This window comes from Porphyromonas sp. HMSC077F02, from assembly GCF_001815465.1.
Classification (GTDB): domain Bacteria; phylum Bacteroidota; class Bacteroidia; order Bacteroidales; family Porphyromonadaceae; genus Porphyromonas_A; species Porphyromonas_A somerae.
Genome location: NZ_KV820673.1, coordinates 2,540 through 16,179, shown reverse-complemented (window position 1 = coordinate 16,179; position 13,640 = coordinate 2,540). Strand labels below are relative to the sequence as shown.

At 50.9% G+C, this 13,640-nt stretch carries 11 protein-coding genes and 1 tRNA gene; 11 read left to right on the top strand and 1 reads right to left on the bottom strand.

Annotated elements, in window-relative coordinates:
- Positions 1–198 precede the first annotated feature (198 nt).
- The 11 genes from HMPREF3027_RS05395 (at position 199) to HMPREF3027_RS05345 (ending at position 12,493) form a co-directional block, all read left to right on the top strand.
- Positions 199–2,829, top strand: a complete 2,631-nt coding sequence (locus HMPREF3027_RS05395; protein WP_070707534.1) for a beta-mannosidase — start codon at positions 199–201, stop codon at positions 2,827–2,829.
- Positions 2,830–2,907: 78 nt separating this feature from the next.
- Positions 2,908–5,007: an LptF/LptG family permease gene (locus HMPREF3027_RS05390; protein ID WP_070707533.1), complete on the top strand. Its 2,100-nt coding sequence runs from the start codon at positions 2,908–2,910 to the stop codon at positions 5,005–5,007.
- A 19-nt stretch (positions 5,008–5,026) separates the two neighbouring features.
- Positions 5,027–6,238, top strand: a complete 1,212-nt coding sequence (locus HMPREF3027_RS05385; protein WP_070707532.1) for a bifunctional 3,4-dihydroxy-2-butanone-4-phosphate synthase/GTP cyclohydrolase II — start codon at positions 5,027–5,029, stop codon at positions 6,236–6,238.
- A 13-nt stretch (positions 6,239–6,251) separates the two neighbouring features.
- The gene (locus tag HMPREF3027_RS05380; protein ID WP_018028811.1) at positions 6,252–6,974 is read left to right on the top strand and encodes a pyridoxine 5'-phosphate synthase; all 723 of its coding nucleotides are present in this window, start codon (positions 6,252–6,254) and stop codon (positions 6,972–6,974) included.
- 17 nt (positions 6,975–6,991) lie between these two features.
- Positions 6,992–7,714: a MotA/TolQ/ExbB proton channel family protein gene (locus tag HMPREF3027_RS05375; protein ID WP_083317525.1), complete on the top strand. Its 723-nt coding sequence runs from the start codon at positions 6,992–6,994 to the stop codon at positions 7,712–7,714.
- Complete coding sequence (locus tag HMPREF3027_RS05370) at positions 7,711–8,121, top strand: ExbD/TolR family protein (protein ID WP_018028813.1); 411 nt, start codon at positions 7,711–7,713, stop codon at positions 8,119–8,121. Before HMPREF3027_RS05375 ends, HMPREF3027_RS05370 begins: the two co-directional genes overlap by 4 nt.
- 3 nt (positions 8,122–8,124) lie before the next feature.
- Entirely contained in the window at positions 8,125–8,940 is an 816-nt protein-coding gene (locus HMPREF3027_RS05365; RefSeq protein WP_070707531.1) for an energy transducer TonB, read from the top strand.
- 24 nt (positions 8,941–8,964) lie between these two features.
- Positions 8,965–9,531, top strand: a complete 567-nt coding sequence (locus tag HMPREF3027_RS05360) for a DJ-1 family glyoxalase III (RefSeq protein WP_070707557.1) — start codon at positions 8,965–8,967, stop codon at positions 9,529–9,531.
- 105 nt (positions 9,532–9,636) lie between these two features.
- Positions 9,637–9,719, top strand: a tRNA-Tyr gene (locus HMPREF3027_RS05355).
- Positions 9,720–9,844: 125 nt separating this feature from the next.
- Positions 9,845–11,806, top strand: a complete 1,962-nt coding sequence (rho, locus tag HMPREF3027_RS05350) for a transcription termination factor Rho (RefSeq protein ID WP_070707530.1) — start codon at positions 9,845–9,847, stop codon at positions 11,804–11,806.
- Between the two features lie 3 nt (positions 11,807–11,809).
- On the top strand, positions 11,810–12,493 hold the full coding sequence (locus tag HMPREF3027_RS05345) for a M15 family metallopeptidase (RefSeq protein WP_070707529.1): 684 nt from the start codon (positions 11,810–11,812) through the stop codon (positions 12,491–12,493).
- Here the strand turns inward: HMPREF3027_RS05345 and HMPREF3027_RS05340 are convergent.
- Positions 12,483–13,520 carry a hypothetical protein gene (locus tag HMPREF3027_RS05340; RefSeq protein ID WP_070707528.1) on the bottom strand — a complete coding sequence of 346 codons (1,038 nt, stop codon included), beginning with the start codon at positions 13,518–13,520 and terminating at the stop codon, positions 12,483–12,485. The two genes, HMPREF3027_RS05345 and HMPREF3027_RS05340, sit on opposite strands and share 11 nt — an antisense overlap.
- Positions 13,521–13,640 lie beyond the last annotated feature (120 nt).

Here is a 13,640-nt window from a genome sequence, read left to right as displayed (position 1 = left end):
GACTCGGGGGCTAGGATCCGTCGGACCTCTGACGCGGTCCTTACTCATTGACACTCTGATGAATTCCACTCGGTAAGACCCTCCTAATGCGTAACCCCTATGGAGGTGTGGGAGGTGGGAGGGGCGGTGTTATTTTTATTTCTTATCTTTGTGTGAGGGGGCGGAGCATTTATTATTATTAGTGGTTCTATTATATATATGAGTGTGGTAGTGGAGCGATGCAAAGAGTTTGGTGTGTGTGGAGTAGTCGGTTTGGTGGTGCTGCTTCTCCTCAGTAGTTTGTGTGTGGAGGTGCGTGCCGATGGGCTGCAGGCGAGTGAGCGGTGGGTGCTTCAGGCCTTTGAGCTACAGGAGGAGGGGCGTAGCGAGTGGCACCGAGCCGAGCTCCCTGGTACAGTGCAGGGTAGTTTGGTGGGGCTGGGGCTCCTTCCCGACCCTTTTGTGGAGGCAAATGAAGACTCTGTGCAGTGGGTGAGCGACCGCAATTGGCTCTACCGTACAACGCTAGAGCTGGAGGAGGGGGCACTGGCTCGGCACGACCGCTTTTGGCTAGAGATGGGGAGTGTGGATACCTTTGCCGAAGTCTACCTTAATGGGGCTTTGGTGGGTCGGTGCGACAATCTCTTTCGCCACTACCGCTGGGAGGTGAAGGGGTATCTGAGGAGTGGGGTGAATCGGCTGGTGATCCGCCTCCTTTCGCCGATGGGAATGGCACATGCTCAGTACCTCTCCAATGGTTTTATGTATCCTGCCGATAACGACCGTGGAGCGGTGAAGTATAGCCCCTTTGTGCGGACAGCTCCCTATCAGTATGGTTGGGACTGGGGTCCTCGGTTGGTGGCAATGGGAGTGAAGGAGCCGGTGGTGCTTCGAGGTGTGGGTGTGGCTTCGCTGGGGGAGCTACAGCTGCGGAATGAGATTGAGTGGAGTGAGGAGGGAGAGGCCCGCTCTGCCACGGTCTCTATCGCTTCGGAGGTGGAGGGCGATCCTGAGGGGAGCACCCTTCGGGTAGAGCTTTGGGATCCCGAGGGGCAACTGCTCTCTAGCGGAGAGGGAGTGCAACTCACAATGGGGGTAGAAAATCCCCGCCTCTGGATGCCGAGAGGGTGGGGGGAGCAACCGCTCTATCAGGTGGTGCGAATACTGGTGAAGGGTGGAGCTGAGGAGACCGTCTTGGAGCGGGATACCACATTCTTTGGGATTCGCGAGATCCAATTGGACCGGAGTGAAGATGCCGAGGGGGAGCGTTTTCAGTTTGTGGTGAATGGGTGTCCGCTTTATGTGAAAGGGGCTAACTATCTGCCTCACGACCGCTGGATGGGGGGTGGTGGTCGTACGTTGGAGCAGGTGTTTCAAGAGGATATTTTGCCCCTGCACTTCAATATGCTACGTGTATGGGGTGGGGGTATCTACGAGTCCGAGGAGTTTTACCAACTAGCAGATCGTTATGGCATCTTGGTGTGGCAGGACCTCCCCTTTGCATGTACCGCCTACCCGAGTGACCCTACCTTTAGGGCATCGGTGGAGATGGAGCTAGAGGATCAGGTGAAGCGATTGCGGAAGCACCCTTCGCTCGCCCTCCTCTGTGGCAATAATGAGGTGCTAGAGGGGTTGAAGCATTGGGGGTGGCAACGGAGTTACGGCTATAGCGATGAGGAGTATCGGGAGATGCTGACGGGGTATGATGCTCTCTTTAGGCAATGGATTCCTCAGAAGTTGAAGGTGTTGGTGCCCGATGTGGCCTATATTCACGGTTCGCCCGTGAGCTCTAATTGGGGAAGACCAGAGAGCTTTCTGAAGGGGGATTCGCATAATTGGCGGGTATGGTTTGGAGGTAAGGATTTTACGGAATTCGACCAAAATCCAGGTCGCTTTGCCTCGGAATATGGTTTTCAGGCATTTCCCGAGCGAAAGACGGTGGAGAGCTTTGCCCCTGGTGTGCAGGTGGAAAGGCTGACGATTGAGAGCCCGATCCTGAAGAATCGGCAGCGCTCCTTTGTGGGTAATCAGCGGATTACCGACTATCTATCGCGTGCCTATCCTGTGCCTGAGGACTTTGTAGACTATATCTATGTGGGGCAGTTGCTACAGGGTGATGGCATGGGTTATGCGATCCGTGCCCTGAGGCGTGCCTATCCGCTCAATATGGGGAGCCTCTACTGGCAACTCAATGATGTATGGCCTACGGTAAGCTGGTCGGGGGTGGACTATTGGGGCAATCACAAGGCACTACACTACCGTGTGCGGGAGGCGTATGCCCCTTATATTGTGGACTTGGTGGAGGGTGCGATTTGGGTCGCTTCGGACGAGGTATTGAAGCCTGAGCTTGGGCCTCTAGTGGTGGAATTGAAGGGGCAGGACTACTTTGGTCGGCAACTTTGGACGGAACAATTTAGCTTTCGGAGCGAACGCTATCCATTTAGTCAAAAGGTGGGGGAGCTAGCAAAGGAAAAGCTAGAGCAGTGTGGGGGGCAACTCTTTGTGGAGCTAGAGCTAAAGGCGGGGCAGAAGCTATTGGCGCGGAACCTTTTCTTCCCTACCTTGCCGAAGGAGATGCAGCTGCCGAAGGAGATGCAGCTGCCGAAGGCGGCCCCTTCCATCTCGCTTGAGGCATCGCAGGGGCGACTGAGAGTGACCCTTTGCAGTCCTGTTTTGGTCAAGTCGCTCTTTGTGGAGACCCCTTGGCAAGGGGCTCAGTATAGCGACAACTTCTTTGACCTGCTTCCGAATAGGCCTTATACCATTGAGATCACCCACTCGGCGATAGATGAGGGGGTGGGTGTGGAGATGCTTCGGCTCACTTCACTCAATGATATACTAGCTAGGTGATGAAGCGGATTTTTGCTAAATTTGTAGCTGAATCCGAGGGGGTGAGGGGTGTGGTGAAGTAGATCTATCTGCTGAGTGATGAAGAGATGGCGGCCTAAGAGGCTCTATACATATATTGTCAAGACGTTTATCCCGCTATTGCTGGCGGGGTTTTCGGTGTCGCTCTTTGTGGTGGTGATCCAATTTCTCTGGCAGTCGGTCGGTACGCTGGTGGGGAAGGGAGTGGATGGCCTAGTACTCCTTCGCCTGCTTTTCTTTGCCTCTATGACGATGGTACCGCTGGCACTGGTGCTGGGGGTGCTTGTGGCGTCGCTGATGACCTTTGGTAACCTCGGGGAGCGGATGGAGCTGCTGGCAATGAAGGCAGCGGGTATCCCGCTCTACAAGATATTGAAGCCGGCCTTTTACTTTGTGGTGGTGCTGGCGATGGGGCTTTTCGTTTTTCAAAACGACTGGATGATTCAGAGCCAGGTGAAGTTTTGGCAATACTACTTCTCGATCAAAAATAAGTCGCCCGAGCTGGCGATCCCCGAGGGAGCTTTCTATAAGGGGGTGGATAACTACAGTATCTTCGTGGAGAAAAAGGATAACAAGCGGAAGATGCTCTATGGGCTGATGCTGTACGACTTTTCGCCGGGTTTTGATGAGGCGATGGTGGTAGTGGCAGATAGTGGTCGCCTCTACTCTACTCCCAAGGGACAGGAGCTGATCCTGGAGCTGTATCATGGGGAGTCGTTTCAAAACCTGAAGGGGCAAGGGAGCTACTATCAGACTTCGGAGGATCGCCCTTTTTTGCGTGAGCGCTTTGGGTACAAGGAGCTGCATATCCCCTTTAATACCGACCTGAGTATGGTGGATGAATCGATCCTCACCAGTCAGTTTGTGGGTAAGGATATGCGACAATTGAAGGCATATACCGATTCGCTACGGGTGGAAATCGACTCTTTGGCGCTCCTAGGTATGCAAAATAGTACTCAGAGGCTGGGGTATCAGATGGTGGGGCAGTCGAGTGAACTAGAGTCGCTTCAGGAGTCGCTTCGGGAGGAGAGTATGGAGCAGATGAAGAGGGCTGTGGAGCGGACTTCTTCGGAGAGTGGTGATGCTGAGGGAAGCTACTCGGAGCGGCTGGAGCAATTGGAGGATACCTATGCTGAGTCGTTATCGGAGGCGGAGGTGGTGCCTAGTGAGGAGATGAAGACACCAATGCCAAAGAAGACAAAGAAATCAAAGGTGGCTTACGCGTCCTTTGATGTGGGGAAGAAGCTGAGCGCTGTGGGAGCAAGTACGGCGAGTAGCGTCTATGCTTCGGCCATTTCTCAGGTGACGAGGGTGCAGAATGAGACCTTCTTTACGGTGGAGGAGATGCGGGAGGATGTGGACTTGCTTCGGAAAAATGAGTCGGAGTATTGGCGGAAGCTGACCTATCCGGTTGCCTGTATTGCTTTCTTCTTGATCGGTGCCCCTCTGGGTGCTTTGATCCGAAAGGGGGGAATGGGATTGCCGTTCTTGGTGGCGGTATTCCTCTTTATTTTCTTTTATATTCTGGAGACCTTTGGCATCAAAATGGCTCGTGAGGGGACGCTCCTCACGTGGGTGGGTATGTGGCTACCCAATATGGTCTTAGTGCCTGTGGGGGTGCTCCTCTGTGTGGTGGCGTCGAGGGATACCAATCGCTGGAATGTGGACTTCATCACCCAGCTACGCTCTTTGTGGGGCCCTCGTACCAAGCGAACGGTGGAGTACAAGGAGGTGACTATGGAGTCGGTGGATTATGAGCTGGCAAGGGAGCAGGTTTTGGCTTTGGATCAGCTGGCAAAGGAGCAATTGGAGGCGGGGAGACTAGGATATGGGCAATTCTTTAGGAATGAGGCCTATTTTGCCCAAAGGAGAGAGCTCTATCGGCAGGTGGAGCAATTGGTGGGGCACCTGAAGCATAGCCGGGACTATTCGCTGGTGGATCACTTGGAGGGGTATCCTTATCTGAGGTATTTGATAAGGGAGTGGCGGACGACTAAAAGAGGGGTCAATGGGCTACTGATGTGGCTTTTCCCTGTGGGTGGTCTCTGCTATCTGCTTTATATTCTGCGAAATAAAAGGTATATTAGGGGGGTGAAAGCCATTCGGCAGTATAATAAGGTGCTGCTGGTGGATATTGAGAGAGCAAAACTAAATAACTAATACAATATAGAGTGTAGAAATGGAATTTAAGCTAAGTACAATCGAGGAGGCTATCGAGGACTTTAAAGCCGGGAAGATAGTGATCGTGGTGGACGATGAGGATCGGGAGAATGAGGGGGACTTTATCATCGCTGCGGAAAAGGTGACTCCTGAGATTATCAACTTTATGATGAGCCACGGAAGGGGCGTGCTCTGTGCCCCTATGACGGAGGAGCGCTGTGCCGAACTGGAGCTCCCTCTGCAGGTGGCGGATAATACTTCGCAGTATGAAACCCCTTTTACCGTAACGGTAGACCTGAATGGTAAGGGGGTGACCACAGGGGTCTCTATGTATGACCGTGCTACGACGATCAATGCTCTTGCCGACCCCGAAGCCAAAGCTTCGGACTTTGGACGCCCTGGCCATATCAACCCACTTAGGGCGAGGAGCAAGGGAGTGCTGAGAAGAGCTGGGCATACGGAGGCTTCGGTGGACTTGTGTAAGTTGGCAGGGCTACAGCCCGTTGCGTGTCTGATTGAGATCATCAATGAGGATGGTACGATGGCACGTATGCCTCAGTTGCAGGTGATTGCGGAGAAGTATGGTATGCGGATCATCACGATTGCCGACCTGATTAAGTACCGCCTTCGCACGGAGAGTATCGTGGAGAAGGGTGAGGAGGCACAATTGCCAACAGCTTATGGTGATTTTAGAGTAGTTCCTTTCAAGCAAAAGAGCAATGGAATGGAGCATGTGGCTCTAGTTAAAGGCAATGTATCTACTTCTGAGCCGGTCTTGGTGCGTATGCATAGCAGTTGTATCACTGGAGACATCTTTGGCTCTTACCGCTGTGATTGTGGCGACCAACTCCACGAGGCAATGCGTAAGGTGCAAGAGGAAGGCCGAGGTGTGATTGTCTACTTGCAGCAAGAGGGACGTGGTATCGGTCTGATGAATAAGATCGCTGCCTACAAGCTCCAAGAGCAAGGCCTGGATACAGTGGAAGCCAATCTACACCTAGGATGTAGAGCCGATGAGCGTGACTATGGGGTAGGTGCCGAAATCCTCAGACAGCTAGGAGTGCAGAAGATGCGTTTGATGACCAATAACCCTGTGAAGCGGATCGGACTGGAGAGCTTTGGGCTGGAGGTGGCGGAGATTGTGCCGATTGAGATAAAGCCTAATGAGTACAATCACGACTATCTCCTGACTAAGAAGAATAAGATGGGGCATCACCTCTCTAAGCTTTAAGAAAGGAGTCGGTATGACAAGACTGAGTGTAAATGTCAATAAGATAGCCACTCTGCGAAATGCCAGGGGTGGCAATAATCCGGACCTGATACAGGTAACGAAGGATATTGAACACTTTGGAGCGGAGGGGATCACGGTGCACCCTCGCCCCGATGAGCGGCATATTAGATATGCCGACGTGTACGACCTGAAGAAGGTGGTCACAACGGAATTCAATATCGAGGGCTACCCTTCGCCTGAATTTATGAAGCTGGTACTCGATGTGCAGCCTACTCAGGTGACGCTGGTACCAGACCCACCTGGGGTCTTGACAAGTAATGCGGGGTGGCAGGTGCGTGAGCACTTTGATTTCCTCAGTGAGATTATTGGGCAGTTGCACGAGAGGGGGATCCGAAGCTCTATATTCGTGGATACGGATGCGGATAATATCCGTGCTGCTAAGGAGGTGGGCTCGGATAGGGTGGAGCTTTATACGGAGCCTTATGCTGCCAATTATCATATTGATAGAGAAGCTGCGGTGGCACCTTTTGTTCGTGCTGCTAAAGTGGCAGAGGAGGTGGGGCTGGAGCTCAATGCGGGGCATGACCTTGATTTGCATAACCTTGCTTTCCTTGATAAGTGTCTCCCCAATCTAGCGGAGGTCTCTATCGGACATGCCTTGATTTGTGATGCTTTGTATCTAGGGCTCGAGGAGACGATAAGGCGGTATTTGGATTGTTTGAAACAAAGGAAATAATATATTTAATTGATTTTATGCTAAGTACAATACTTCAAGTGGCTAGTGATACCCTATATAATGCGATGCCCGACCTTTCGGCAAGCGGGACCGCCGCAGTGGCGAATGGTGTGGGTGAGATATCAATTTGGGAACTAGCAACGAAGGGAGGATGGTTGATGCTGGTGCTCTTGATCCTCTCACTGATCGCACTCTATGTATTTGTGGAGCGTCTCCTTTTGCTCAAGAGTATGACTAAGAAGGACGACGACTTTACCAGTAAGATACGTGACTATATTCGTGAAGGGAAGATACAATCGGCTCTGGACCTTTGCCAAAGTAAGCAGACTCCGGGAGCAAAGATGGTGGAGAAGGGAATCCAAAGGCTCGGGCGCCCAATGGCCGATATCTCTGCTGCGATTGAGAATGTGGGAAATATTGAGGTGGCAAAGCTGGAGAAGCGACTTCCGGTACTGGCTACGGTGGCCTCTGGAGCTCCTATGATCGGGTTCTTGGGTACGGTAACTGGTATGATTAAGGCCTTCTTCAATATGGCAAATGCTGGTTCGGCTGTGGATATTAGCCTTCTTTCTGGTGGTATCTATGAGGCATTGGTCAGTACCGTTGGCGGTCTTGTAGTCGGTATCCTGGCTCTTTTCGCTTACAATTATCTCACTACTAAGGTGGATGAGGTGATCACGAAGTCGGAGCAAGAGGCACTGGAGTTTATGGACCTTATTAATGAGCCATCAGGGAGATGAAACTGAAGCGTAAGAGCAAAGCAATGGAGTTCTTTAGTATGGCGTCTATGACGGATACCATATTTCTACTCCTGATATTCTTTATGGTGAGCAGCACACTTGTGGTGCCGAGTGCCCTTAAGGTGACTTTGCCACGGTCGAGCCAGCAGACCACTCCTAGAGCGATTACACGCATTGTACTGACTTCTGACCTGCAGTACTTCGTGGGAATGGAAGGTGAGGAGGATCGGGCGGTGACCTTTGAGGAGATCGCTCCCTATCTGGAGATGACAAAGCAGGCCAATCCGGATATGTATGTGGCACTTTATGCCGATGAGGAGGTGCCTTATCGTGAGATTGTGAAGCTGCTCAATATAGCAGTCGAAAACCACTATCAGATGGTTTTGGCTACGAGAGCCTTGGAGTAAACTATGCCTAGTAAGAAAGAGAATAATAAGTATCGTGCGATAGCGTTGGTGACAACCATTGCTATCCATGCGGTGGCAATAGTCTTGCTTCTCTTTTTGTTCCTTAAGTCTGAGGTGCCTGAGGAGGGCGGTGGAATACTGGTCAATATCGGTGATACGCCCCTCGCTTCGGGTATGTTTATGCCACATCAGTTGGAGCCCGACTATGAGCCTGTGTCTCCCGAGCCTATGCCTGAGGTGGAGGAGAATGGGCTTTTGACACAAGAGACGCCCGAAGCTCCCGAGGTGAAGGCTCCTGAAAAGCCTAAGAAGGATAATGCGGAGGAGCAGCGCCGACTGGAGCAGAAGAGGCGAGAGGAGCAGCGTAAGCGTGAGGAGCAAGAGGCGGCACGTAAACGTGAGGCGATCCGAAAGAATGTCTCTGGCGCCTTTGGAAATACAGGGAGTAGTGGCACGGGTAGCGACCCGATGGCACCCGCAGGTAGAGCTGGTTCGCCCGATGGTAACGTCACCTCGGGTGGTGCCAATGCTGGAGTGGGTGGATTTGGTAGCTTCTCTCTAGCTGGTCGTGGTTTGGCGGCAGGAACTGCTTTACAAAGACCTAGCTACACGGTACAGGAGGAGGGGGTGGTCGTGGTGATAATTTATGTAAACCCCTCGGGCAAGGTGCTAAAAGCAGAGATTGGACCAGGTACCACGACAGGTAATGAATCGTTGAGGAAAAGTGCCCGAAAGGCAGCTTTAGCTACGAGATTCAATGCGGTAGATGAGACGAATACTCAAACGGGTACCATTACCTACCGCTTCCAACTTAATTAATGAACCTTATAAGACGAGATGACTATGACAAAGAAAGTTTATATTTTTGTGGCCAATGGCACAGAGGAGACCGAGGCAGTCGGTACTTATGATACCCTAAAGCGAGGTGGCATTGATGCCTATTTTGTTTCTATCAATCCTACGAAGGAGTTCACCTCTTCGCACGGATTACAGCTTACGGCTCACTATACTATTGAGGAGGTGAAGGATGAGGTGGTAGATGCTGTTGCTCTTCCTGGCGGTATGCCTGGAGCTACTAATCTTTATGAGTGCGAGCTGCTCAGAGAGATCATTACTCGTCACCTTGAGGCGGGAAAGCATATCGCTGCGATGTGTGCTTCACCACTAGTCTTTGGTCGTATGGGCCTTCTAGAGGGAAAGAAGGCAACTGCTTACCCTGGCTTTGAAGAGGAGCTGAAGGGGGCGAAGTACAAGGAGAAACCAGCCGTTATTGATGGTCAGATCATCACTGGCCGTGGACCAGGCTATGTCTTCAACTTCGGTGCCGCCATTGTGGGTGAGCTCGTTGGATACGATAAGGCCCTAGAGGTAGCCAATGGCCTTCTCATTACCGAGGACCTTGACGATTAATTGGTCAAATATTTTGGTATCTCGTGATATATTCGTAACTTTGCGTTAGATAAAGGGGTACTACTCCTTATTAATACTAAGACTTTGCTAGCTTTTTAGCTAGATGGGCAGTTACCAGAGTGGCCAAATGGGGCTGACTGTAACTCAGCTGGCTTACGCCTTCGGTGGTTCGAATCCATCACTGCCCACTTTATATTCTTTTTAATATTTCCATATAATTAAAGCGTTAGCAACATACCCTTTAGCAGGCTCCTCAGTGAGGAGATGCATTTGGAGATATTCTAAGTAGGCTAACGCATATATTGTTTTTTTTATGGCACAAAGTTATACACTCTTTGAGCTCAATGCTCTAAGTGATGATGAACTCAATAAAGCCGCTGAGGAGCTAGGGACTAAGGGACGTTTACCTAAGATCTCTCGACAGGAACTAGTCTATCAAATCCTAGACGAACAGGCCAATCAGTCGGCACAGCAAATGGCTGGTGGTCGAAAGAAAGCAACCACAAAGGCAAAGACTACCAAGTCGGCTCCTAAGAAGACAGCTGCAAAAAAGGCAACTCCAGAAAAGAAGGAAGAGCCTGATAAGGCGGAGGCTATTGCAAAGGCCAAGGCAGCAACTGCCACCAATCGTCGTAGAACAGCCAACAAGGACGAGGAAGCTGATACCAAGGAGGGGTCTAAGGAAAATAAGCCTACTCGTCGCCGTGGTAGACCTACGAAGGCAGAGCAAGAGGCGGCTAAGAAGGAGGAGACTGCTAAGAAGTCTGAGGCGCAACCTAAGAAGACTGACAACTCTGATGATAAGGCCAAGGCTCCTAAGGAGGAGGCTAAGCCCGCTGCAAAGCATGAGCCTCAGGTATTTGTCAATAAGAATGCCAGCAATTCGGTACTCACCGATATGATGGGGATGATTGCCCCTAATCAACCTAAAAAGGAGGAGAAGAAGGGTGCTCCAGCTAAGGAAGAGGAGACGACTCAGCCTAAGCAAGCATCACAGCAAAAAGCTGCCCAGACAGATAATAGTCAGCAACAGCCAAAGAAGCCACAGGGCAACCCAGCTCAGAACAATAATAATCATCAGGGCAATAACAACCAGAATCGTCAGCCACAGGCAGAGTCACAACCAGCGAAGCCTACCTACGACTTCAAGGATACCCTTCATAGCACTGGTGTGCTAGAGGTATTGCCTGATGGATACGGTTTTATTCGCTCCAGCGACTACAACTATCTATCCTCCCCCGATGATGTCTATGTGTCTCAGTCGCAAATCAAGTCGTATGGGCTAAAGACCGGCGATGTCATTGAGGCGATCATTACTCCGCCGAGGGATAAGGATAAGTACTTCCCAATGAAGAGCTTGGTGCGTCTCAATGGTTGCGACCCTAAGCAGGTGCGTGACCGAGTACCTTTTGACCATCTAACCCCTCTCTTCCCTACTGAGAAGTTCAAGTTGGAAGCACCTACTGCCTCCAAGGTTTATGACAAGGTTGGCGTGAGAATTGTTGATCTCTTCTCTCCTATTGGTAAGGGACAGCGTGGTTTGATCGTAGCACAGCCAAAGACTGGTAAGACAATGCTCCTCAAGGATATTGCCAATGCGATTGCCCATAACCACCCCGAGGTCTATATGATTGTCCTACTGATTGATGAGCGACCTGAGGAGGTGACAGATATGGCACGCAACGTCGATGCCGAGGTGATTGCTTCTACCTTTGATGAGCCAGTAGAGCAGCACGTGAAGATTGCCGATATTGTCCTACAGAAGGCCAAGCGATTGGTAGAGTGCGGTCACGATGTGGTCATCTTGCTTGACTCCATTACCCGCCTTGCTCGTGCCTACAATACCGTTCAGCCGGCATCTGGAAAGGTGCTATCGGGTGGTGTTGATGCCAATGCGTTGCAGAAGCCTAAGCGTTTCTTCGGTGCAGCTCGTAATATCGAGGGAGGCGGAAGTCTCACCATTCTTGCTACCGCACTTACTGAGACCGGATCCAAGATGGATGATGTGATCTTCGAGGAGTTCAAGGGAACAGGTAATATGGAGCTACAGCTCGATCGTAAGCTCTCCAATAAGCGCATCTTCCCAGCAGTGGATCTGCAGAGCTCTAGCACTCGTCGTGACGACCTACTTCAGGATCAAGAGACCCTCAATCGTATGTGGGTGCTTCGCCGTCATATCAATGATATGACCTCTCTCGAAGCCATGGAGCTCATCAAGTCTCGTATGGAGAATACGGTAGATAATATCGAGTTCTTAGCCTCCATGAATAGCTAAACAATGTCACGAATCAATATACTTAAAGAGGTATTGAAGTATTTAATCGTACTTCAATGCCTCTTTTCTTTTACCCCCTCCTCAGCAGGGGATAGCATCGTCGGGCTGGTAGATATCCAGCAGGTAGACCCTACTATTCAGGTAGAGCTGATGTACGCCTCTACCGATAACTTTGTAGGCGTAGATATGTATGGCGAGTGGACTACCGCCTACATCCTACCCCATATCGCTGAAAAGCTAAAGCAGGTGCAGGCTCGTCTCAAGAAGGATTGGGGCGAGGAGTACTCCCTATTGATCTGCGATGCAGCTCGCCCCTTGAGTGTTCAGAAAAAGATGTACAATACCGTGCGAGGAACCAAATATCAAGGGTATGTAGCATCGCCAGCCAATGGCGGAGGAAGGCACAACTATGGTGCGGCAGTAGACCTTACCATCATCAATACCCAGACAGGAGAGCGTGTGGATATGGGTAGCCCAGTAGACCATTTTGGCATTCGTAGCCATACCGATAAGGAGGAGGAGTTGCTACGGAAAGGTTTGATCTCTAAAGAGGCCTACAAACACCGCCGCTACCTCACCAAGCAGATGAATGCGGTAGGACTACGCAATATACGCAAAGAGTGGTGGCACTTTGAGGAGCGAATCTCTATCAAAGAGGTGCGAAGCCGCTACCGCCTTATTCGGTAACCATATTTGAGTCGAGAACGGCATTAGCTCGGAGAAGCGTATTCTTGAGATACTTGTACTCCTCCACAAATTGGGGTTGAAAGTAATCTTTAGCAATGAGGTGGTCAATCTTCTCAGGGCTATAGAAGTGCCCTCTCATATTGAGTGTTGTCTCATAGTTATACCCCCTAAGGTTGAGCACAAATAGATAGACTACCCGCTCATTTTCTGGTGTGGGGTGGTAGCCGTACTTGAGCAGAAACCGAGGCGTCTCCTTCAACTTTAATCCGATAGAGCAGTACGCCCTATGAATTGCCTCCTCAGGTGTTTCCCCAGGATTAACACAAGTGGTCAGCGGTTGATCTCTATAGATTGCTGCGTGGCAAGGAGCCTCCTTATTCTCCACAAAGCAGCCAGTGTAGGGCCTTTTCGTTAGCCATAATTCATTACCTCGTACAATCGCCATCCGCACCAAGGGAGTGCCGATAGGACAGCAAAAGGATTGCTTCCAGCAGATCGATGCCTTGTGCACCCGAGCTTGATGCAGTACCACCCCTATAATAATGAGTGGCATTGGTGCCCACTCCGACCAACCGAATCTATGAAGACCCAAAAGGCAAATGAGCATATACCCAAGGCTCCCGATACCAAATAGTCGGGCACTAAAGAGCCACTCCTCAATGCTGAGAGGGTTCTCCCGTGCCAAGGTCTCCTCAATCCTCCACAGCCATCCAGACGAAAGTGCCATAGAGAGCAAGCTCCAATAGAGGTGCCAATGAGGCACTAGGTAGAAGCTCACTACTGTGCTTAATAACAGTGCCAAGACAGGTAGAAAGAGCGTCATTCGCCAAGAGTGCCGATGGCGCTGAGTGCCACGTACAAAGAGCAGAAGCACTCCGATGCATAGGAGCACCCAGCCTGCCACTACTCCTTTGCCCCACGTATCGACTATGGGCAGGCCAAAAGGAAGTAAGTAGGCGAGCCAAAGTAGGGAAGGATTATCCTCCCCTAGGCATTGTCGTATTTTATTCTCTACATACTGCTTCATACTCTTAAAACAGATGGAGACCTCCAATGGTTGAGTGGTACTCACGGGCTACGCATTAGAAAGTTCACGCTGTATGGTTTTTAGCTGGGTGTCTATGAGTAAGGACCTCGGCAGAGGTCC